This window comes from Streptomyces sp. WAC04114 (assembly GCF_019733245.1).
GTDB classification, from domain to species: Bacteria; Actinomycetota; Actinomycetes; order Streptomycetales; family Streptomycetaceae; genus Streptomyces; species Streptomyces massasporeus_A.
The window spans coordinates 1-20235 of the sequence record NZ_JAIGQA010000111.1 but is presented as its reverse complement, the minus strand read 5'-3'; the positions used below and the strand labels follow the sequence as shown (position 1 = coordinate 20235).

Below are 20235 nucleotides of genomic sequence, written 5' to 3'. Positions count from 1 at the left end.
CGGGAGCGGCTCAACCCGCCGCTCCCGTCAGCGCGTGCGCGATGTGGTCGGCGAGCGGGAAGAGCCAGTCGCCCCGTGCGTTGCCGAGCAGGTGGTCGCCGTGCGGCACCGACAGGTGGGTGCCGTGCGGTGCCAGGCGGGCGAGCGGTTCGCCGTTCGTCACGCCTGGGATGACGTCCCGGCCGCCGTCCACGACCAGCAGCGGTGCCGTGATGCGCGGTGCCAGGTCGGTGAGGTCCACCCGGCGGGCGAAGGCGCGGGCGGCATCGGCCCCTCCGGCCCGCTCGGCCATGATGTCCCGTACGGGCCCGGGCAGTTCGCTCCAGTCGAGGCGGAAGGGACCGCTGACGGTGGCCACGGCCGCCACGCGCGATTCCAGTGCCGCCGTCCGCGCCGCGTAGTAGCCGCCGAGGCTGAGCCCGACGAGCCCGGCGCGAGTGACGCCGAGGGCGTCGAGGACCCGGCCGACGACCTGCTCGTAGTCCGGCGTGAGGGTGGTCGTGGCCGTGAGGGCGCCCTGGCCGGGGCCGTCCATCGCGTAGACCGCGAGCCCCCTGGCCAGCAGCGCGGACACCAGGCCGAGGAACTCCTCCTTGGCCGAGTCCAGGCCGGGCACGACGACGACCGTGCCGGGGGCGTCCGCGGGGCCGCGCAGCCAGCCGGTGAAGCCTTCGCCGTCGACGCGCCGCGCCTCGGGCTCCAGGACGGTCAGCGCCCGGCTCAGGGCCCGGTCGGCCCGGGCGGCGGCACGGGCGGCCTCCGCGTACGGCGCGAGCGTGGCGAGGTGGTACCAGCGGGCCGCCATCAGGAGGTGCTCACCCTCGGAGACGGACGATCCGGCCCGCTCCGCGCGCTCGACGCAGGCGTCTCCGGCGCGGGAGAGGGACGGTCCCCAGCCGGCGACGGAGGTGAGGCCGGCGGTGACGCGCCGGTACTCGTGGGGGTCGACGCCCGCGCCGGTGGCACGCGTCCACTGGGCGGCGGCGAACTCGGTGGCGTTCATCGGGTTCCTCCGGTCAGCAGGACGGCCTTGCCGCGGATCCGGCGCTCGCGCAGGTCGACCAGGGTGTCGGCGGTGTCCGTCCAGTCGGCGATCCGGCCGATCTCCGGGTGCAGCCGCTCCTGTTCCACCAGGCGCACCAGCGTGGTGAGGTCGGGGCCGTAGGGGGCGCCCGCGTAGTGGAAGTGCCGGAGGGTGACGCGCTCGGGCCCGCCGAGGAGTTCGAAGAAGTCGAGGGTCGCCGGGGTGCGGCTCGCCTGGCCGAACCAGACGACCAGACCGCCCGGGCGGGCCTTGGACAGGGCCACCGGCAGATCCGGACCGCCCGTGGACTCCAGTACGACGTCGAACGGCCCCCGGGCCGCCGCCACCTCGTGCACCACCTCGGCGCCCAGCTCCGCCAGCCGTTCGCCGCGCTCGGCCGTGGCCGTCACCACGGTCGGCTCGGCCCCGGCGGCGACGGCCAGTTCGGTGACGTAGTGGCCGACGCCGCCCGAGGCGCCGGTCAGCAGCATCCGGGTGCCGGCCAGGGGGCCCGCGGTGCGCAGCAGGCGCAGAGCGGTGATGCCGGCGAGGGGCAGAGACGCCGCCCGGACGCTGTCGACGCCGTCCGGGAGCGGCGCGAGGGAGTGCGTGGGCACCGCCGCGTACTCGGCCCAGCCGCCGTGCGGCGGGTGTCCGGCCACGCGGGTGCCGATGGCCGGGCCCGACCCGTCGGCGGCGGCCTGCACCACGAGCCCCGCGACGTCCTTGCCGGGGAGCAGCCCCGGGCGGGGGTCTTCGAGGAGGAACGTCTCGCCCCGGTTCGGTGCGAACGCCTCGACCTTGACCAGTGCCTCGTCCGGTGCCGGGACGGGCGGGGGAACCTCGGCGAAGGCGACCGGGCGGGCGGCCTCCCCCGTGGGAATCAGTCTTCGCATGCCGGCCATGCAACCCCGGCGGCCACCCGGTGATCCAACAACCGACGAGCAGGGCCGACAACTTCCGGTTGTCGCCTAGGGTGGGGAGCCATGGATCTCGACATGGCGCAGGTACGGGCCTTCGTACGCGTCGCCGAGGAACTGCACTTCGGACGGGCCGCCGGCACGCTCGGTCTTTCCCAGCAGGCCTTGTCGAAGCGGATCGCGCGGCTCGAATCGCTGCTCGGCACCGCGTTGTTCCGGCGCGGGGGCGGGGCGGTCGGTCTCACGGAGGCGGGGCTGCGTTTCCTCGCCCCGGCCCGGCAGGCCCTGGCCGCGGCCGAGTCGGCGATCGCGGCCGCCGCCGGACCGGACCGCCCCCTGCGGCTGGACGTCTGGGGGCACCTCTACGCGCCGATGCGGACTCTGGCCCACGTCGCGGGCCAGGCCGGAGAGCTGACGCCGGGGCACGGACGCGATCTGCCGTCGGTGACGGCGGCCCTGCTGCGCGGCGACATCGACGCGGCCTTCGGCCGGGTCCACCCACCGCTGCACCCCGGGCTGGCCCACCGGCTGGTGCGACTGGAGCCGGTGGACGCGGTGCTCGGCGCGGACCATCCGCTCGCCTCCCAACCGGCGCTGCGGCCCGACCAGTTGGCGGGCAGCGTGCTGTGGGCGCCCGGTGCCCTGGACCGGCTGGACTTCCTGCACCGGTTCGCCCACCGCTTCGGCATCCCGACCACGGCCACGACCCTCAACCTGGGCCTCGCCCACTTCCTCGCCGAGGTGGTGGCGGACCCGCGACGGTTCTCGCTGCTGCCCTCCGACGTCCCCCTGCCGGACGTACCGGGTCTGCGCAGCGTCCCGCTGGTCGATCCCACGCCGCTCTACGCCTGGTCGCTGCTCTGGCGCACCGGCAGCGGGCACCCGGGGCTGCGCACCCTCACCAACGCCTTCGCCGCGCAGGCGGGGCGGAACCGATGGCTGGAGTACGACCCGGCGCGCGACTGGCTGCCCGAACCGCCCGGCAACGCGACGGCGGACAAACCGGGTTGAGCCCATACTCCTGTGACACGGCTGTGGCCGGAGGAGTGACCTCCGCCACAGCCCGACCGGTCCGGGCCTGGTGGGGTGTCCGCATGGATGCCACCCCTCTCGCCCCGCCGGGCCCGCCGTGCTGATGGGCCTCGGCATCGCGTTGGCCTGTGCCGTCGGCGCGCTCGTCGCCGGGGCGGGGGTCGTCGCGATGGCGCTTCCCGGGCGGCCCGAGCCATGGCCGGTGCAGCTGATGCGCCGTGCGGCGGCGACGGCCGCATGGGGTGCGGCGGCCGTGTACGCGCTGGGGCTCTCCGCCGTAGCGGCGTCGCAGCACGCGTTCGGCAACGGGGCGGACTCGGTCCCGGCCCCGGCCTGCCGCGACGGCTTCGACGAAGCGACGCGGGAGGGGCTGTCCCATCACCGGTCCTCGTACCTGCCGCTGCGCTTCGACTGCGTCCGCGACGACGGGTCCGTCTACTCCAGTGACCCCGACTACGGCTGGATGAACGCGACGAGCGCCGCCCTCGCCCTGGGCGCCGCCCTGCTCTTCATCGGCGCGGGCTACGCGACCGAACTGCGCGCCCGGAAGGCCGCGAAGACGCCATGACGCTGCTCCCGGTGTTCGTCGGGCTCGTGGTCGGGTGGGTCGCGCTGCGGGGGCTGCTGGCGCATCCGCTGCTGCCGCTGTGGGTGCGGACGGCGGTCTTCTGGTCGGTACCGCTCGGCGCCGCCACCTGGCTGGTGATCATGACGGCGGACGACGCCTTCCTGTTCCCGGAGACCGCGCCCTGCCCCAGGGAGCCGTATCGGGAGGGCGTCATCGGGAGCGGGAAGGTGACGGGCGTCTCCACCCCGTTCCCTCCGCGGGCCTACTGCGTCTGGGAGGACGGCACCGTCTACGACCTCGCGCCCGGGGCCGAGTTCCTGTTCTGGGTCTTCTTCGCCCTGACGGTCGTGCCGCTCGGCGCCGGGCTGTGGCACGCGCTGCGGGATCCGAGGTCGCTCCTGCGGTAGGCGGTGGGCGGGCCCCGCACCCTGCGGGGTACGGGGCCGCTCCGCTACTGGAAGGCGTCCGCCAGGGGCTTCGGCAGCTCACCGGTGTGGAGCACGCCGAGCCGCTGGGTGGCCCGGGTCAGGGCCACGTACAGGTCGCTGGTGCCGTACCGGCCGGGTTCGACCACGAGGACGGAGTCGAACTCCAGGCCCTTGGCCTGGCGCGGGTCGAGCAGGACCACCGTCTGCGTGAGGTCGGGTTCGGCGCCCGCCGGAACACCGTCCAGGCGGGCCGCGAGGGAGCGGTGGAGGTCGCGCGGCGCGATCACCGCGAGCCGCCCCTCGGCCGGGGTGAGCTCCCCGACCGCCTTGGCGACGGCACCCGGAAGGTCGTCGGTGGCGCGCGCCCAGGGCCGTACGCCGGTGGAGCGGACCGAGCTGGGCGGCTCGAAGTCCGGGTGCTCGGCGCGCACCACGGCCGCCGCGACGTCCATGATCTCGGCCGGGGTGCGGTAGTTGACGCCCAGCCGGGTGTGCTCCCAGCGGTCCTCGACGTACGGCGCGAGGATGCCCGACCAGGAGCCGACCCCGGCCGCCTCCGCCGTCTGGGCCGGGTCGCCGACCAGGGTCATCGAGCGGGTCGGGCTGCGCCGCATCAGCAGCCGCCACGCCATCGGCGACAGCTCCTGCGCCTCGTCGACGATGATGTGCCCGAACGCCCAGGTGCGGTCGGCGGCGGCGCGTTCGGCGGCGCTGCGGTGGTCGTCCTCCTCGTGCCGCTCGGCGAACCGCTCGGCGTCGATGATGTCGTGAGCGGACAGCACCTCGGAGCCCTCGGGGTCGTCCTCCTCCTTGTCCTCGAACTCGTAGGTCCGGGACGCGTACGACACCTCCAGCACGCCCTGCGCGTAGGCGATCTGCTCCTGACGTTCGCGCGCGGCGCGCTCACGGGCCAGCCGGTCGTCGTCGCCGAGGAGTTCGGCGGCCTCGTCGAGCAGCGGCACGTCCGCGACGGTCCAGCGCCGGGTCACCGGGCGGCGTACGGCCTCGGCGTCCGCGGCGGACAGGAACTCCTCGGGCGCGGCGAGGAAGTCGGCGACGAGCCGCTGCGGGGTGAGCACCGGCCACAGCTGGTCGATCGCGGACCGGACGTCGGGGTTCTCGGCGAGGTCGTCGCGGATCTGGGTGACGTCGCTGGGGTCGAGCAGGCTGGACCCGTCGAACGGGTCGGTGCCGATCCGCTCGGCGTACAGGTCGGTCAGGGCGTTGAGGATGTGGCCCTCGAAGTGCTCGCGGGCGGCGTTGTGCGGCAGCTTGGCGGCACGAGTGCGCTCGCGGGCGACGCCGACCAGGCCGTCGTCGAGCATGAGGACCTCGCGGTCGTGCTCGATGGCGATCACCGGGTCGGGCAGCGACTGCCGGGCGCGGACGACCTCGGCGAGGACGTCGGCCATGTCGGCCCGGCCCTTCACCGCGGCGGCCTCGGGCGTGTCGGTCGCGCTCGCCCTCACCCCGGGGAACAGCTCGCCCACGGTCGCGAGGAGCACGCCGGTCTCGCCGAGGGAGGGCAGCACCTCTCCGATGTAGCCGAGGAACGCCGGGTTGGGCCCGACGATCAGCACGGCCCGCTTGGCGAGCAGTTCCCGGTGCTCGTAGAGCAGATAGGCGGCGCGGTGCAGGGCGACCGCCGTCTTGCCGGTGCCCGGGCCGCCCTCCACGACCATGACGCCGCGGTGCGGGGCGCGGATGATGCGGTCCTGGTCGGCCTGGATGGTCTGCACGATGTCGCTCATGCGGCCGGTGCGCGCGGAGTTGAGGGCGGCGAGCAGCACGGCGTCACCCGTCGGGTCCTCGTGGCCGGTGCGGGTCGCGTCGCCGAGGTCGAGGATCTCGTCGTGCAGATGGGTGACCCGGCGGCCGTCGGTGGCGATGTGCCGCCGGCGCCTGAGGCCCATCGGGGTGTGGCCGGTGGCCAGGTAGAAGGGGCGGGCGACGTCGGCCCGCCAGTCGATGAGGACGGGCGTGCGCTCCGCGTCGTCGGTGCGCAGGCCGATGCGGCCGATGCGATGGGTGACGCCCGAGGTGAGGTCGATGCGGCCGAAGCACAGGGAGCCGTCCACCGCGTTCAGCGCGGCGAGCAGCCCGGAGCGCTCGGCGACGAGGATGTCCCGCTCGAGTCTGGCCTGCATGGGGGTGTTGCCCTGCGCGAGCGCGTCCGTGACGGAGGTCTCGGCGTCGCCGCGCAGCGCGTCCACGCGCGCGTACAACCCGTCGATGAATTCTTGTTCCTGTCGCAATTCATCGTCCGGAAATTCGGTGTTTGACAATTCCGCTCCCGCCCGGATATACTGTGCTCACTGAACTTCACTGTGGCTTCAATGGGTTTCAATCCATTGGAAGTCACGAACAGACAAATATACGCAAGGAAATCCCCCGAGCGCAATTACGCTCGGGGGATTTCCTCTCTTCCGGATGTCACAGCACGTCGGAGAGCTCCTCCAGCAGCCGTCGCTTCGCGCGCGCTCCCACCATCGACTTCACGGGCTCGCCGCCGCGGAACACCATGAACGTCGGCATGGACAGGACCTTGTAGGCGTTGGTCGTGCGCGGGTTGGAGTCGACGTCGAGCTGCACGACCTTCAGCCGGCCGCCCTCCTCGGAGGCGAGGGCCTTGAGCACCGGGCCCATCTGCCGGCAGGGCGGGCACCAGTCTGCGGTGAACTCCACCAGCACCGGCAGCTCCGCGCCGATCACCTCCGCCTCGAAGTCCCCGTCCGTCACATCCATCACGCCGGTCACCATGGGTCCCCTCCCAGCTCGCACACGGGTTCCGGACCACCCGGAACCTCCGCCTCGGCGGCCAGCTCGGCCCGGGCCAGCTGCCGCGCGACCGTGTCCCGGACGGTGGTCAGCTCACCGATGAGGGAGTCCAGTTCGCCCAGCTTGCGCCGGTAGACCGCGAGCGACGCCGGGCAGGAGTCGCCCTCGGGGTGCCCGGCGCGCAGGCACTCCACGAAGGGCCGCGTCTCCTCCAGGTCGAATCCGAAGTCCTGGAGCGTCCTGATCTGCCGCAGCAGCCGCAGGTCACTCTCGTCGTAAGTCCGGTATCCGTTGCCCATGCGCCGCGCGGGCAACAGCCCCCGCGACTCGTAGTACCGCAGCGTTCGCGTCGTGGTCCCGGCCCGTGCGGCCAGCTCGCCGATTCGCATGCGCTCGAACGTAATCCTTGACCCCGGCGTCAAGGCAACAGCGGTTTCCGCTCCACCGGGGAGGTCAGCACGATCGACGTCGTGGTGCGGCCGAGCGCGGAGACGCCCTCCAGGACGTCCTCCAGGTGGACGGTGTCGCGGACGGCGACCTTGAGGATCCAGCAGTCCTCCCCGACCACGTGGTGCACCTCGGTGATCTCGGGCCGCTCCATCAGCTCCAGGGTCCTCGGGTGCTTGAGGGTGTAGCCGCCGTGCGGGTTCACGCGGATGAACGCCTGGATGCCGTAGCCGAGCCGGGCCGGCACGACGTGGGCGCCGTAGCCGCTGATCACGCCCGCCGCCTCCAGTCGCCGCACCCGCTCGGTGACGGCCGCGGGGCTGAGTCTGACCCGGCGGCCGAGCTCGCTGAGCTTGATCCGGCCGTCGGTCTGCAGCAGCTGGAGGATCTGCCGGTCCAGCGCGTCGAAGGCCGCCGATGTTTCGTCGGCGGCGGTGCGCGACTGCCGTGGTTCTTTCGGCGCGGACGCCTGAACTCCCATGGTTCCCCCTTCAGAGCGCGGATGTACGCCGGGAGAATTATGACCATGGAAAAGGCCCTGAAAGTCCTGGTCATCGGCGGGAACCGTTACGTCGGAAAGCGTCTGCTCGCACGGCTGCTCGCCGCCGGGCACCGCGTCACCGTGCTGAACCGGGGGTCCTCCCCGCCGCCCGCCGGGGTGGAACACCTGCGCGCCGACCGGGACGACGAAAGCTCGCTGACCGGCGCGCTCGGCTCGCGCTCCTTCGACGTCGTCGTCGACCAGGTCTGCTACACCCCGCGCCAGGCCGCGATCGCCCGCCGCGTCTTTTCCGGACGCACCCGCCGCTATGTGATGACCTCGACGGTCGAGGTGTACGAGTACGAGGACTCCCCCGCCCTGGTGCGCGAGCAGGCCGTCGACCCGGCCACCGTCGGCGTCGACCTCGAACTCCCGTGGGACGACCCCGCGTTCCTTCAGACCCACTACGGGGAGGGCAAGCGGCAGGCCGAGGCGGTCTTCGCCGCCGGGGGCGCGGCGCTGCCGTACACGGCGGTGCGGGTGGCCCATGTGCTGGGCGGGGACGACGACTTCACGGGCAGGCTGGCCCACTACGCCGAGCGGATACGCGGCGGCGAGCCGATCGCCGTGCCGGCGGTGAACCGGCCGGCCACCTACGTGTACGTCGAGGAGATCGCCCGCTTCCTGGCCTGGGCTGCGGGCGAGGACTTCACCGGCCCGGTGAACGCGGCCTCCTTCGGGACACTGAGCACCGGGGAGCTGTGCGTGGCGGTCGCCGCTCATGTCCCCGGCGGCCGGACGGAGTTCCGGCCCGTGGAGGTCGGGGAGGTCTCGCCGTTCTCCTTCCGCCGCTCCTACGGCATGGACAACACCCGGGCCGCCCGGCTCGGCTTCACCTTCGGCGAGGCCCGGCAGTGGCTGCCGCGTGCCGTGGCCGAGACGCTCGGGAAGGGCCGCTGACGTGCGCTACAGGACAATCGGCGGGCTGCGGGTGAGCGCGGTCGGGCTCGGCGCGATGCCGCTGTCCATCGAGGGCCGGCCGGACGAGGAACGCGCCCTGGCGACCGTGCACGCCGCCCTCGACGCGGGCGTGACCCTGCTGGACACGGCCGACTCGTACCATCTGCCGGGCGCGGAGCCCGGGCACAACGAACGCCTGGTGGCCCGCGCGCTGAAGGCCTACGCCGGTGACACCTCCGGCGTCCTGGTGGCGACGAAGGGCGGCCGCGGACGCCCCGCGGGCGGGGACTGGACGGTGAACGGCGCCCCCCGCCACCTCAAGGCGGCCGCCGAGGCGTCGCGCGAGCGGCTGGGCGTGGAGGCGATCGGCCTCTACCAACTGCACAAGCCCGACCCCGCCGTGCCCTTCGAGGAGTCGGTCGGGGCGCTGCGCGAGCTGCTCGACGCGGGCACGATCCGGCTGGCCGGTGTGTCCAACGCCGACGCGGACCAGATCCGCCGGGCGCGCGCGATCCTCGGCGACCGGCTGGTGTCGGTGCAGAACCGGTACTCCCCCGCCGTCCGGGACAGTGACCCGGAACTGCGGCTGTGCGCGGAACTGGGGCTGGCCTTCCTGCCGTGGAGCCCGCTGGGGGGACTGTCCCGCAGCTCCCTCGACGGTCCGTCGCGCACGGAGGGGACGGAGCGCTTCGCCGCGTTCCACGCGGTGGCGGCGAAGCGCGGCGTCAGTCCCCAGCAGGTCGCCCTGGCCTGGCTGCTGGCCCGCTCCCCGGCGATCATCCCGATCCCGGGGGCGAGCCGCCCGCACACGATCAGGGACTCGGCGGCTGCGGCGGACCTGCTGCTCACCCCGGAGGAGACGGCCCGGTTGGACGAGGCGACCGGGGGCGGTGCGCGTCCGGCACCGGTCATGGACGCGTAGCCGTCCCGGCTGCGGGGGGGGGAGGCCGCAGTCGGCCGCAGCCACGGCCACCGCGGCGGAAGTGCCCGGGCGAACGAGGCGGCCGGGCCGGTGCGTGCCGTCGTCCCCACCGCCGGGTGGGCAAGCTGCTGCCTCCGACCGGGCCACCTCAGCGGACGAGACCACCGAGGCGAACCGGCCGCGCCTGCGCGCGACCTGTGTCGGTCACCGGCAGACCCGTCCCCCCTCCCCCGGTGGCGGCCCTCGGACGGCCGCGGACGCGTCCTGCCGGGCGAAGCGGCCGGGGCGGGCCTCTTCGGGGCCGGCCGCGCAGGCGGCGCCTGTCGCCCGTCGGCGGTGGTGCCGCTCTCGCGGGAGGGCCCGGGCCGGGTGCGACGTCCCGTCTGGCTCGCGAGCGAGGGACGGGACGTCGCGTTCACGGTCTAGCGGGCCCCCGCGGACTCCAGTTCCTTGTTCTCGTCCGCGGGCTCCTCCGCCGTCTTCTCCTTGCCCGGCAGGAGCAGCGCCACCACCACCGTGCCGATGCCCAGGATCACGGCCCCGATCAGGCTGGTGTGGGCGACCGCGTCGGAGAACGAGGAGCCGACCGCGTCGGCCATCTGCCGGGCGCCGTCGCCGAGTTGTTCGGCCTGGGCCCGGAGCCGCTCCGCCTGCTGGGGGTCGCCGGTGTGCGCGGCCTGCTCGGCGAGCTGCCGGGCCTTGTCGCCGATGCCCTGGGCGACGGCGTACCCGGCCCCGACGGAGTCCTGCGCGGTGGACAGCGAGTCGGCGGGGAGCTTGCTGCCGGCCGTCGCGTCCGAGAGGTGGCCGGAGTACGACGTCGCCAGCAGCGAGCCGAGGATGGCGATGCCCAGCGAACCGCCGAGCTCCAGCGACGTGTCGTTCACCGCGCCGCCGACACCCAGCTTTGACTCCGGGAACGCCCCCATGATGGCGTCCGTGCAGGGGGACAGGGCGAGTCCGATCGAGAGGCCGAGGACGACCAGGGGCGCGACGAAGTCGCCGTACGACGCACCGGCGTCGACCCGGGTGAGCAGCGCCAGGGCCGCCGTGCCGCCGACCATGCCGGCCGTGACGGTCCACTTCATGCCGACCCGGGGCGTGAGGAAGCCCGTGAGGGCCGACCCCGCGAACACCGCGCCCGCCAGCGGCAGCATGCGCAGGCCGGTGTCCAGGGCGTCATAGCCGAGGACGAACTGCAGGTGCTGCGTCAGGTAGTAGAAGGCGCCGAAGACCGCCAGGAAGAACAGGGCGACGGCGAGGTTGGAGCCGGCGAAGCCGCGGTGGGTGAAGCGTCGGACGTCGAGCAGCGGGCGCGGGTGGCGCAGCTCCCAGAGGACGAAGGCGACGAGCGCGACTCCGGCGACGACCGCCGCGGTGACGGCCTTGACGCCCCAGCCGAAGTGCGGCCCCTCGATGATCATGTAGACCAGCGCGGCGATCCACACCACGGACAGCAGTCCGCCGCCGTAGTCGATGCGCCCGCGGTCCGCGGCCTTGGACGGCGGTACGAGGACGAAGGCGCCGAGGACGGCGAGGACCGCGACGGGGACGTTGATGAGGAACGTCGAGGACCAGCCGTGGTTCTCCAGCAGGGCGCCGGCGACCAGCGGTCCGGCCGCGATGGCGAGGCCGGCCGTGGCGGTCCACAGCGTGATGGCCTTGGCCCGTTCGGCGCGCGGGAAGGTCGAGGCGAGGAGGGACAGCGTGGCGGGCATGATCATCGCGGCACCGGCGCCCATCACGGCCCGTGCGGCGATGACCGTCGTGGCGCTGTCGGCGAGGTAGCCGAAGACGGAACCGCCCGCGAAGACGACCAGCCCGAGGACGAGCGCGCCCCGGCGGCTGTACTTGTCGCCTATCGCGCCGAGCAGCAGCATCAGCGCGGCGTAGGGGACGGTGTAGCCGTCGATCACCCACTGCAGGTCGGCGCTGTTCAGGCCGAGGTCCGCGGTCATGTCGGGCGCGGCGACGGTGAGGGCGGTGTTGGCCATCACGATGATCAGCAGGCTGAGGCAGAGCACGAGGAGCGCCCACCAGCGGCGTGCGTAGGGGCGGTCCATCCTCTCGGCCGGTTCATTCATCACGAGTCGCATGGCGGGGGTTGCCTTCCCGGCTTGAGTTGCACATGGCTGTGCATTTACACAACGATGTGCAATCTACTTCGTTGCACAGCACTGTGCAAATCAATCGGGGAAGGGGCACAATGACGTCCATGACCACGGGCACCAGCCGCGCCGACGCCAACCGCCGCCGCATCCTCGACATCGCCCTCGCCGAGCTGCTGCGCGACCCCGACGCGTCCATGGACCAGATCGCACGGGCCGCGGGCGTCGTACGGCGGACGGTGTACGGGCACTTCCCCAGCCGCGAGGCGCTGATCAGCACGCTCGTCGACGAGGCCGTGGAGGCGCTGTCGGCCGCGCACGCTGCGGGCCGCGAGGACGTGCGGGACCCGGCGGAGGCGGTGGCGCGCTCGGTGCTGGCGGTGTGGGCGATCGCCGACCGCTACCGGCTGCTGGTCGCACTCGCCCAGCGCACGGTCACCATGCAGGGCATCCGGGAGCGGCTCGCCCCGGTCCGCCAGGCGAGCATCGGGCTGCTGCAGCGCGGGCTGGACGAGGATGTCTTCAGCTCACCACTGCCGGCTCCGGCCCTGGCGTATGTACACGAGCAGACGCTGTTCGCGGTGATGGAGGCGGTGAACGACGGCCTGCTGGCAGCGCGAGAGGCGGGCCGCTGCGCCGCGGTCACCGTACTGACCACGGCGGGCGTGCCCGCCTCGAAGGCCACCGAGCTGGTGGCGAAACTGAACGCTTGATCTGTCTGTGCGGTGAACCGGGCGGCTGAGCGACGGGGGGACACCCAGCCGCCCGGATTCCAGGGGGGGGCGGCGCGGCCGTCAGGCCTTCGCCAGCTCCTTCTCGCCGCCCTGCTCGGGCACCCCGACGTGATCCTCGGACGGGCCGTCGTGGCCGTCGTCCAGCAGGGTCTTCTCGTCGAAGGGCAGCCGACCGGCGAGGACCTGGTTCACGCGGTCCTTGTCGATCTCCTTGGTCCAGGTGCCGATCAGCACCGTGGCGACGGCGTTGCCCGCGAAGTTGGTCAGGGCGCGGGCCTCGCTCATGAAGCGGTCGATGCCGACGATGAGGCCGATGCCGTCCACCAGGGCCGGCTTGTGCGACTGCAGTCCACCGGCCAGGGTCGCGAGACCGGCGCCGGTGACACCGGCGGCGCCCTTGGAGGCCACCAGCAGGAAGAGCAGCAGCGGGATCTGCTCACCGATCGACATCGGCGTGCCCATGGCGTCGGCGATGAACAGCGAGGCCATGGTCATGTAGATCATGGTGCCGTCGAGGTTGAAGGAGTAGCCGGTCGGGACGGTGATGCCGACCACCGGCTTGCTGACGCCCAGGTGCTCCATCTTCGCGATGAGCCGCGGCAGCGCGGACTCGGACGAGGACGTGGAAAGGATCAGCAGGAACTCCCGGCCCAGGTACTTGAACAGAGTGAGGATGTTCAGGCCGGAGATGACGCGCAGCAGGACGCCGAGCACGATGAAGACGAAGAGGAAGCAGGTCACGTAGAAGCCGAGCATCAGCACGGCGAGGCTCTTGAGCGCCTCCAGGCCCGCGGAGCCGGTGACGGCGGCGATGGCGCCGAAGGCGCCGATCGGGGCGGCCCACATGACCATCGCGAGGATGCGGAAGACGAGCCGCTGGATGTGCTCGATGCCGCGCAGGATCGGCTGGCCGGCCGAGCCCATGCCCTGCAGGGCGAAACCGGCGAGCAGGGCGATCAGCAGGGTCTGCAGGACCGACTCGTTGGTGAACGCCGACACGATCGTGGTCGGGATGATGCCGAGCAGGAACTCCGTGGTGTTCTTCGCCTCGGCGTCGATCTGCGCGTGACCGGCGTCCTTGACCGCGTCGGTCACCGCGAGGCCGGTGCCCGGCTCCAGGATGTTGCCGACGACCAGGCCGATGCCCAGCGCGACCAGCGACATCACCATGAAGTAGCCCAGGGCGATACCGCCGACGGCACCGACCTTGGCGGCCTTCCGTACCGAGCCGATGCCCAGCACGATCGTGCAGAAGATGATCGGCGAGATCATCATCTTGATCAGGGCCACGAAGCCCGTGCCGATCGGCTTCAGCTCTTGCGCGAACTCCGGTGCGGCCAGTCCCACCGCGATACCGGCGGCGACCGCGATGATCACCGCGATGTAGAGGTAGTGCGTGCGGTCCCGCTTGGGTTTGCGTGCGGCAGGTGCCGTATCGGCTGCGCTGGTCACGGCGGCCCTCCTTGACGACGTCGTCGGCATCACCGGCGTGCGGCTCACGTCCGGAAAAGATTCCGGGAGGCCCGGGAAACGCGGAGCGGGGCTCCCGGAGATGCGTTATGGGGAATGCCGTGACTATGTCCTGCTCTGTGAGCGCGGTCACCCTTCCGTTCATTTAGTTCACAATCAGCCACGGTGCAGACTGACGGCATGCGCTTCACCGTCCCCGGTCCCCGCAGTCTGGCGGGCCAGCTCTTCGCCATGCAGGCCGTCCTGATAGCGGTCGTCGTGGCCGGATACGCGCTGTTCACCTACGTCAGCGACCGCAGCCAGGCGGAGGAGGCCGCGGCGCGGCAGGCCAGGGCGGTGGCCCGCTCGGTGGCCGATTCCCCGTCCGTGCTGGCCGCGACCCGCACCGACGACCCGACCGCCGAGCTCCAGCCGTACGCGCTGAAGGTGATGCGGGACACCGAGGTCGACTTCATCACGATCATGGATCCCCGGGGCATCCGCTGGACGCACCCCGACCCCCGGCGGATCGGCCAGACCTTCCAGGGGCACACCGAGCGGGCCCTGAAGGGCCAGACCTTCACCGAGACCTACACCGGCACGCTCGGCCCGTCGGTCCGCGCCGTCACCCCGATCGAGGACGGCAGCAGGGTGGTCGGCCTGGTCAGCGCCGGGATCCGGGTCGAGCAGATCACAGCGCGGGTCCAGGACCAGCTGACGGCCCTGCTCGGCGTCGCGGCCGGCGCGCTGGCACTGGGCGCGGTCGGCACGTACGTCGTCAACGCCCGGCTGCGCCGCCACACCCACGGCATGAACGCGACCGAGCTCAGCCGGATGCACGACTACCATCAGGCCGCCCTGCACGCCGTGCGCGAGGGGCTGCTGATGCTGGACGGGCAGTACCGTGTGGCGCTGATCAACGACGGAGGTCGGGAGTTGCTCGGCGTGGCCGGGGACGTGGTGGGCAGGTCGGTGGCGGAGCTGGGGCTGCCGGCCCCGCTGACGGGTGCCCTGCTCGCCTCGGAGCCCCGGGTCGACGAGGTGCATCTGACGGCGTCCCGGGTCCTGGTGATCAATACCTCGCCGGTGTCGGGCGGTGAGCGGCGCGGTACGGTCGTCACCCTGCGCGATGTCACCGAACTCCAGTCACTGATGGGCGAGTTGGACTCCGAGCGGGGTTTCACACAGGCGCTGCGCTCACAGGCGCACGAGGCGGCGAACCGGCTGCACACGGTCGTCTCGCTGATCGAGCTGGGCCGGGCGGAGGAAGCGGTGGAGTTCGCGACGGCCGAGCTGGAGCTGGCGCAGGCACTGACCGACCAGGTCGTGGCGGCGGTGAGCGAGCCGGTGCTGGCGGCGCTGCTGCTGGGCAAGACGGCCCAGGCGAACGAGCGGGGCGTGGAGCTGATGGTGTCGGAGGACAGCAGCCTGGACGACGGCCTGCTGCCCGAGACCCTGCCGGCGCGGGACCTGGTGACCATCCTCGGCAACCTGATCGACAACGCTGTGGACGCGGCGCAGGGCAGCGCCCGGGCGCGGGTGACGGTGGCGGCGTACACCAGGAACTCCGGCGACGCCCCGGAGCTGGTGCTGCGGGTCTCGGACACGGGCCCGGGCGTGGATCCCGAGCACGCCGAGGCGGTCTTCCAGCGGGGCTTCTCGACGAAACCGGCGGGCCCGGGCGGCCGCGGTCTCGGGCTGGCGCTGGTCCGGCAGGCGGCCCAGCGGCACGAGGGCTCACTGACGGTGGCGCAGGCCGACGGGGGTGGGGCGGAGTTCGAGGTACGGCTGCCGCTGGGTGAGGCCGGGGCGGCGGACGCGGGCGTGACATCCGGGGCCCCGGTCGTCAGAGGCGCTGGAGGCGACGCATGACGAGCAGCGAGAAGGCCATCCGCGTGCTGGTCGTGGAGGACGACCCGGTCGCCGCCGACGCGCACGTGCTGTACGTGGACCGGGTGCCCGGGTTCGTGGCCGTGGGCAAGGCGCACTCGGGTGCGGAGGCCCGCCGGGCCCTGGAGCGCACCCCGGTCGACCTCCTCCTGCTCGATCTGCACCTGCCGGACGTGCACGGGCTGCAACTGGCCCGGTCCCTCAGGACGGCCGGCCATCACGCGGACGTCATAGCGGTGACGTCGGCGCGCGATCTGGCCGTCGTCCGCGAGGGCGTCTCGCTCGGGGTCGTGCAGTATGTGCTGAAGCCGTTCACCTTCGCGACCCTGCGCGACCGTCTCGTGCGCTACGCCGAGTTTCACGCGGCGGTCGGTGAGGCGAGCGGCCAGGACGAGGTGGACCGGGCGCTCGCGGCCCTGCGCGCACCGGGCCCGGCCGCGCTGCCCAAGGGACTGAGCGCGCCGACGCTGGAGCGGGTGACGGTCGCCCTGCGCGACAGCGCGGAGGGGCTCACGGCCGCCGGTGTCGCGGAATCCGTGGGCATCTCCCGCATCACGGCCCGCCGTTACCTGGAGCACCTGGTCGACGCGGGCCGCGCGGCGCGCCGCCCCCAGTACGGCACGGTGGGGCGGCCGGAGTTGCAGTACCGCTGGGTCACGGGCCAGTGACGGTTCATCAGCCGCCGATCAAACCCCCGCACACGCATTGACCTGACTAGACCACTCAACTTAGGTTCACGACGCAGCCGTCCCGGCCACAGAGAAGTGCGCCCGTAGGAGGTCGTTGCCGTGCGCCCCACCGCCGCTCTCACGCCCCTCGTCGCCCTGGCCCTCGCCGCAACCACGCTCACCGCCTGCGGGGGCGGATCCGGCAGCGACCCGGACACCGTGAAGGTCTCCTTCAAACAGTCCACGGACAACTCCGTGAAGGTGATGGACACCTATCTCGCGGACATCAAGAAGCAGTTCGAGAAGGCCCACCCCGGCAAGAAGGTCGAGCTCGTCCCGATCAAGGCCCCGGACTCGGAGTACTACACCAAGCTCCAGCAGATGCTCCGCTCCCCCAAGACCGCCCCCGACCTGGTCTACGAGGACACGTTCCTCATCAACTCGGACATCACCAGCGGCTATCTGAAGCCGCTCGACCCCTACCTCGCCAAGTGGCCGGACTGGAACCAGTTCATCGACACGGCGAAGGCGGCGGCCAAGGGCGAGGATGGCAAGACGTACGGCGTCCCCGACGGCACCGACACCCGCGGCCTGTGGTTCAACAAGGACATCTTCAAGAAGGCCGGCCTCCCCGCCGACTGGCAGCCCAGGACGTGGAACGACATCCTCACCGCCGCCCGCGCCGTCAAGAAGAAGGTCCCCGACGTCATCCCGCTCAACGCCTACACCGGCAAACCGGTCGGCGAGGCGGCCACCATGCAGACCTTCGAGATGCTGCTCTACGGCACGGGCGACGGCGGTACGGACCCCCTCTACGACAAGACCTCCAAGAAGTGGATCGCCGGCGGCAAGGGCTTCGAGGACGCCCTCTCCTTCGTCGAGACGGTCTACCAGGAGAAGCTCGGCCCGGACGTCTCGGACGCCCTCGACCCGAATGTCATGACCCGGGTCCGCGGCGAATGGCTCCCGCAGGGCAAGCTGGCCATCGCCCTCGACGGCTCCTGGCTCCCCCAGGACTGGCTGCCCGGCAGCGGCCACGAGTGGCCCGAGTGGTCGAAGACACTGGGCCTGGCGGCCATGCCCACGCAGAACGGGCAGGCGCCCGGCAAGGTGAGCATGTCCGGCGGCTGGACCTGGTCGATCCCGGCCAAGGCGGGCAACCCGGACCTGGCCTTCGAGTTCGTCAAGACGATGCAGACCAAGGCCAACGCGCAGAAGTGGTACGTCGCCAACTCGGGCATCGCGGTCCGTCAGGACGTCGCCGAGGACCCCGCCTACGTCGACGCCCAGCCCGGCATCAAGTTCTTCACTGACCTGGTGTCGACGACGCACTACCGCCCCGCCTACCCGGCCTACCCCAAGGTCTCCACGGCCATCCAGGAGGCGATGGAGGGCGTGACCACGGGTGACACGTCGGTGAAGGAGGCGACGGGCTCGTACACGGACGCGCTGAAGGACGCGACGGACAACCAGGTGGTCGAACGGTGAGCGAGGACCTCCGGGCATGACCACCACGGCACCCCGCCCCCGCCTGTCCACATCCCCGGACGCCAAGCACCCGGCACGCGGCTCCCGCCTGCCGGTGCGGATCCTCCCCCTCACCCCCGCGATCGTCCTCCTGCTCCTCTTCCTCGCGGGCCCCATCGCCTACTGCGTCTACATCGCCTTCACGGACCTCCAGCTCACCGGCCAGGCCCAGGCGTCGTTCGTCGGCTTCGACAACTTCACCCGGGCCTTCGGCGACGAGGCGTTCCTCAACGCCGTATGGCTGACGCTGGTGTTCACCGTCGTCTCCTCCCTGATCGGGCAGAACACGCTGGGCCTCGCGCTGGCTGCGCTGATGCAGCGCGCGTCGAAACCGGTCCGCACCCTCACCGGCGGCATCGTGGTCACGGCGTGGGTCCTGCCGGAGGTCGTCGCCGGCTTCCTCCTCTACGCCTTCTTCCGCCGCGAGGGCACCCTGAACGCCATCCTGGACTGGCTCCACCTGCCGTCCCAGAACTGGCTGTTCACCCTCCCGATCCTGGCGGTGTCCTTCGCGAACGTCTGGCGCGGCACGGCCTTCTCGATGCTGGTCTACTCGGCCGCGCTGAACGAGATCCCCAGGGAGATCACCGAGGCGGCGGAGGTCGACGGGGCCGGGGGGTGGCGCCGCATGTGGCACATCACGCTCCCCATGATCCGCCGCTCCATCGGCACGAACCTGATGCTCAACACCCTCCAGACCCTCTCCGTCTTCGGCCTGATCTGGGTGATGACGAGAGGCGGCCCGGGCGGCAGGTCCCAGACCCTGCCGCTCTTCATGTACGAACAGGCCTTCCAGAACAGCCTGATCGGCTACGGCACGGCGGTCGCCCTGCTCCTGCTCCTGGTCGGCTCGCTCTTCTCCCTCGTCTACCTGCGCCTGCTGCGAACGGAGGTCTGACGCGCATGGCCTCCCGCCGTACGACACGCCGCCTGGCCGCGGACGCGGGCCTCCTCGTGGCCGCGGCAGCCTTCGTCCTCCCCCTCGCCTGGGTGGTCCTCTCGGCCCTGGACCCGGACGCGAACCTGAGAGTGAAGACCCCCGCCTCCCTGACCCTCGACAACTTCGACGCGATCCTCACCCCCGAGATCACCTTCACGCCGCTCCTCAACAGCCTGATCCTGTGCGGCGGCGCGACGCTGCTGACGGTGGTCTGCGCGGCCCTGGCCGCCTACCCGCTCTCGCGCTTCCGCTCCCGCTTCAACCGCCCCTTCCTCCTCACGATCCTCTTCGCCACGAGCCTGCCCATCACGGCGATCATGGTTCCGGTCTACGCGCTCTTCGTGCAGGTGGACCTGATCGACACCATGCAGGGCACGATCTTCTTCTTCGCTGCTTCCCAACTCCCCTTCGCCATCTGGCTGATGAAGAACTTCATGGACGGCGTACCGAAGGAGCTGGAGGAGGCCGCCTGGACCGACGGGGCCTCGGCGTTCCAGTCCCTCCTCCGCATCGTCCTGCCTCTCATGGGCCCGGGCGTGTCCGTGGTGACGGTCTTCTCCTTCGTCATGATGTGGGGCAACTTCTTCGTCCCCTTCATGCTCCTGCTCACCCCCGACCAGATGCCGGCCTCGGTCAGCATCAACGACTTCTTCGGCAACCGCGGCATGGTGGCGTACGGCCAGCTGGCAGCGTTCTCCATCGTCTACTCGACCCCGGTGATCCTCCTGTACGTCCTGATAGCCCGCCGCCTCGGAGGAGGCTTCGCCCTGGGAGGCGCGGTCCAAGGCTGAACAGCACGACCGCCGGGGCCGGGTGGGTCCGCACCACGACGCAGTCGGAATGAAGGTCCATCGCGCCGTTCCGAGGGCGGACACCCCCCGGCGCGGCCCCCCCCACCCTTCGCGGGGTCGTGGTGCGACAGCGAAACGTACGGATTGCGCCGCGGGTTCTTCTCCTTCACCCGCCCCATGGAGGTGTTGACCATGACGTACTCCCCTTCGATGTCCGCCCTCATGGGCGACACCCGGGGCGTCCCGTCCACCCCCACCGTCGCGAGATGCCAGAAGCTCGGCGCGAGGAGACGCTCACGAATATGCCCGTTGAGCTTGCCGTTCACGAGAGTCACTGCCTTTCCGGGCCCGCGAGCATCGGACCCGGCGCCCTCCTCGCCCCGCCCGCGCCGCCGCCGGCAGACGATCTTCAGCCCCGGTCGAACCCGCCGGTAGCCGTAGGTTCGTACAATCCGTGATCCTGGCCGAACAGACCGTAGTCAGCCCACTCCCGCCGCCCTAGCTTGTGGGCCGTGCGCCGACCTACAGCCCGACCGAGCCAGCCCCTGCCCCTTCCTCCACCCCAGTC

General features: G+C 71.9%; 19 protein-coding genes and 1 pseudogene. 11 read left to right on the top strand and 9 right to left on the bottom strand.

The window, feature by feature from the left end:
* Nucleotides 1-10: 10 nt before the first annotated feature.
* Nucleotides 11-1003, bottom strand: a complete 993-nt coding sequence (locus K4G64_RS25385) for an alpha/beta hydrolase (RefSeq protein ID WP_221758317.1) — start codon at nucleotides 1001-1003, stop codon at nucleotides 11-13.
* Nucleotides 1000-1920 carry a zinc-binding dehydrogenase gene (locus K4G64_RS25380; RefSeq protein ID WP_221758316.1) on the bottom strand — a complete coding sequence of 307 codons (921 nt, stop codon included), beginning with the start codon at nucleotides 1918-1920 and terminating at the stop codon, nucleotides 1000-1002. Before K4G64_RS25380 ends, K4G64_RS25385 begins: the two co-directional genes overlap by 4 nt.
* A 90-nt stretch (nucleotides 1921-2010) precedes the next feature.
* On the opposite strand from K4G64_RS25380, the gene K4G64_RS25375 reads away from it, so the two are divergent.
* The 3 genes from K4G64_RS25375 (at nucleotide 2011) to K4G64_RS25365 (ending at nucleotide 3951) form a co-directional block, all read left to right on the top strand.
* Nucleotides 2011-2955: a LysR family transcriptional regulator gene (locus tag K4G64_RS25375; protein ID WP_221758315.1), complete on the top strand. Its 945-nt coding sequence runs from the start codon at nucleotides 2011-2013 to the stop codon at nucleotides 2953-2955.
* 124 nt (nucleotides 2956-3079) lie between these two features.
* Nucleotides 3080-3544: a hypothetical protein gene (locus tag K4G64_RS25370; RefSeq protein WP_221758314.1), complete on the top strand. Its 465-nt coding sequence runs from the start codon at nucleotides 3080-3082 to the stop codon at nucleotides 3542-3544.
* Nucleotides 3541-3951, top strand: a complete 411-nt coding sequence (locus K4G64_RS25365) for a hypothetical protein (RefSeq protein WP_221758313.1) — start codon at nucleotides 3541-3543, stop codon at nucleotides 3949-3951. The genes K4G64_RS25370 and K4G64_RS25365 overlap by 4 nt, the downstream gene beginning before the upstream one ends.
* Nucleotides 3952-3995: 44 nt before the next feature.
* Here K4G64_RS25365 and K4G64_RS25360 read toward each other — a convergent pair whose 3' ends face one another.
* From K4G64_RS25360 to K4G64_RS25345, 4 genes are all read right to left on the bottom strand, one after another.
* Complete coding sequence (locus K4G64_RS25360) at nucleotides 3996-6227, bottom strand: AAA family ATPase (protein ID WP_260460949.1); 2232 nt, start codon at nucleotides 6225-6227, stop codon at nucleotides 3996-3998.
* 178 nt (nucleotides 6228-6405) lie between these two features.
* Entirely contained in the window at nucleotides 6406-6732 is a 327-nt protein-coding gene (locus K4G64_RS25355) for a co-chaperone YbbN (RefSeq protein WP_260460948.1), read from the bottom strand.
* The gene (locus K4G64_RS25350; protein ID WP_221758311.1) at nucleotides 6726-7139 is read right to left on the bottom strand and encodes a MerR family transcriptional regulator; all 414 of its coding nucleotides are present in this window, start codon (nucleotides 7137-7139) and stop codon (nucleotides 6726-6728) included. Before K4G64_RS25350 ends, K4G64_RS25355 begins: the two co-directional genes overlap by 7 nt.
* A 29-nt stretch (nucleotides 7140-7168) precedes the next feature.
* The gene (locus K4G64_RS25345) at nucleotides 7169-7678 is read right to left on the bottom strand and encodes an Lrp/AsnC family transcriptional regulator (protein ID WP_221758310.1); all 510 of its coding nucleotides are present in this window, start codon (nucleotides 7676-7678) and stop codon (nucleotides 7169-7171) included.
* Between the two features lie 45 nt (nucleotides 7679-7723).
* Here K4G64_RS25345 and K4G64_RS25340 point away from each other — a divergent pair, with 45 nt between their 5' ends.
* Both K4G64_RS25340 and K4G64_RS25335 read left to right on the top strand, forming a co-directional pair.
* Nucleotides 7724-8638: an NAD-dependent epimerase/dehydratase family protein gene (locus tag K4G64_RS25340; protein ID WP_374206445.1), complete on the top strand. Its 915-nt coding sequence runs from the start codon at nucleotides 7724-7726 to the stop codon at nucleotides 8636-8638.
* A gap of 1 nt (nucleotide 8639) precedes the next feature.
* On the top strand, nucleotides 8640-9560 hold the full coding sequence (locus K4G64_RS25335; RefSeq protein ID WP_221758308.1) for an aldo/keto reductase: 921 nt from the start codon (nucleotides 8640-8642) through the stop codon (nucleotides 9558-9560).
* A 422-nt stretch (nucleotides 9561-9982) separates the two neighbouring features.
* Here the strand turns inward: K4G64_RS25335 and K4G64_RS25330 are convergent, their stop codons facing one another.
* Nucleotides 9983-11656 (bottom strand): DHA2 family efflux MFS transporter permease subunit, encoded by a 1674-nt coding sequence (locus K4G64_RS25330; RefSeq protein WP_221758307.1) that lies wholly within the window; start codon nucleotides 11654-11656, stop codon nucleotides 9983-9985.
* Between the two features lie 110 nt (nucleotides 11657-11766).
* On the opposite strand from K4G64_RS25330, the gene K4G64_RS25325 reads away from it, so the two are divergent.
* Nucleotides 11767-12381 (top strand): TetR/AcrR family transcriptional regulator, encoded by a 615-nt coding sequence (locus K4G64_RS25325; RefSeq protein WP_221758306.1) that lies wholly within the window; start codon nucleotides 11767-11769, stop codon nucleotides 12379-12381.
* Between the two features lie 81 nt (nucleotides 12382-12462).
* On the opposite strand, the gene K4G64_RS25320 is transcribed toward K4G64_RS25325, so the two are convergent.
* Nucleotides 12463-13854: a cation:dicarboxylate symporter family transporter gene (locus K4G64_RS25320; protein ID WP_221758305.1), complete on the bottom strand. Its 1392-nt coding sequence runs from the start codon at nucleotides 13852-13854 to the stop codon at nucleotides 12463-12465.
* A gap of 198 nt (nucleotides 13855-14052) precedes the next feature.
* On the opposite strand from K4G64_RS25320, the gene K4G64_RS25315 reads away from it, so the two are divergent.
* The 5 genes from K4G64_RS25315 to K4G64_RS25295 all read left to right on the top strand — a co-directional run bounded on the left by K4G64_RS25315 (nucleotide 14053) and on the right by K4G64_RS25295 (nucleotide 19667).
* Entirely contained in the window at nucleotides 14053-15723 is a 1671-nt protein-coding gene (locus K4G64_RS25315) for a sensor histidine kinase (RefSeq protein WP_221758304.1), read from the top strand.
* Nucleotides 15720-16409, top strand: coding sequence for a response regulator (locus tag K4G64_RS25310; RefSeq protein WP_221758303.1), 690 nt, complete (start codon nucleotides 15720-15722; stop codon nucleotides 16407-16409). Before K4G64_RS25315 ends, K4G64_RS25310 begins: the two co-directional genes overlap by 4 nt.
* 120 nt (nucleotides 16410-16529) lie before the next feature.
* A complete protein-coding gene (locus tag K4G64_RS25305; RefSeq protein ID WP_221758302.1) occupies nucleotides 16530-17897 on the top strand; it encodes an extracellular solute-binding protein in 1368 nt (455 codons plus the stop codon).
* Between the two features lie 16 nt (nucleotides 17898-17913).
* Entirely contained in the window at nucleotides 17914-18834 is a 921-nt protein-coding gene (locus K4G64_RS25300; protein WP_221758301.1) for a carbohydrate ABC transporter permease, read from the top strand.
* A 5-nt stretch (nucleotides 18835-18839) separates the two neighbouring features.
* Nucleotides 18840-19667: a carbohydrate ABC transporter permease gene (locus K4G64_RS25295; RefSeq protein WP_221758300.1), complete on the top strand. Its 828-nt coding sequence runs from the start codon at nucleotides 18840-18842 to the stop codon at nucleotides 19665-19667.
* A 113-nt stretch (nucleotides 19668-19780) separates the two neighbouring features.
* Here the strand turns inward: K4G64_RS25295 and K4G64_RS25290 are convergent.
* A pseudogene (locus tag K4G64_RS25290) lies at nucleotides 19781-20002 on the bottom strand (pyridoxamine 5'-phosphate oxidase family protein); the annotation flags it as partial.
* Between the last annotated feature and the right edge of the window lie 233 nt (nucleotides 20003-20235).

What these genes read in the sequence shown, in the direction of transcription:
- K4G64_RS25385 (WP_221758317.1), bottom strand. Translation starts at nt 1,003, where the DNA reads ATGAACGCCACCGAGTTCGCCGCCGCCCAGTGGACGCGTGCCACCGGC.
- K4G64_RS25380 (WP_221758316.1), bottom strand. Translation starts at nt 1,920, where the DNA reads ATGCGAAGACTGATTCCCACGGGGGAGGCCGCCCGCCCGGTCGCCTTC.
- K4G64_RS25375 (WP_221758315.1), top strand. Translation starts at nt 2,011, where the DNA reads ATGGATCTCGACATGGCGCAGGTACGGGCCTTCGTACGCGTCGCCGAG.
- K4G64_RS25370 (WP_221758314.1), top strand. Translation starts at nt 3,080, where the DNA reads ATGGGCCTCGGCATCGCGTTGGCCTGTGCCGTCGGCGCGCTCGTCGCC.
- K4G64_RS25365 (WP_221758313.1), top strand. Translation starts at nt 3,541, where the DNA reads ATGACGCTGCTCCCGGTGTTCGTCGGGCTCGTGGTCGGGTGGGTCGCG.
- K4G64_RS25355 (WP_260460948.1), bottom strand. Translation starts at nt 6,732, where the DNA reads ATGGTGACCGGCGTGATGGATGTGACGGACGGGGACTTCGAGGCGGAG.
- K4G64_RS25350 (WP_221758311.1), bottom strand. Translation starts at nt 7,139, where the DNA reads ATGCGAATCGGCGAGCTGGCCGCACGGGCCGGGACCACGACGCGAACG.
- K4G64_RS25345 (WP_221758310.1), bottom strand. Translation starts at nt 7,678, where the DNA reads ATGGGAGTTCAGGCGTCCGCGCCGAAAGAACCACGGCAGTCGCGCACC.
- K4G64_RS25340 (WP_374206445.1), top strand. Translation starts at nt 7,724, where the DNA reads ATGGAAAAGGCCCTGAAAGTCCTGGTCATCGGCGGGAACCGTTACGTC.
- K4G64_RS25330 (WP_221758307.1), bottom strand. Translation starts at nt 11,656, where the DNA reads ATGCGACTCGTGATGAATGAACCGGCCGAGAGGATGGACCGCCCCTAC.
- K4G64_RS25325 (WP_221758306.1), top strand. Translation starts at nt 11,767, where the DNA reads ATGACGTCCATGACCACGGGCACCAGCCGCGCCGACGCCAACCGCCGC.
- K4G64_RS25315 (WP_221758304.1), top strand. Translation starts at nt 14,053, where the DNA reads ATGCGCTTCACCGTCCCCGGTCCCCGCAGTCTGGCGGGCCAGCTCTTC.
- K4G64_RS25310 (WP_221758303.1), top strand. Translation starts at nt 15,720, where the DNA reads ATGACGAGCAGCGAGAAGGCCATCCGCGTGCTGGTCGTGGAGGACGAC.
- K4G64_RS25300 (WP_221758301.1), top strand. Translation starts at nt 17,914, where the DNA reads ATGACCACCACGGCACCCCGCCCCCGCCTGTCCACATCCCCGGACGCC.
- K4G64_RS25295 (WP_221758300.1), top strand. Translation starts at nt 18,840, where the DNA reads ATGGCCTCCCGCCGTACGACACGCCGCCTGGCCGCGGACGCGGGCCTC.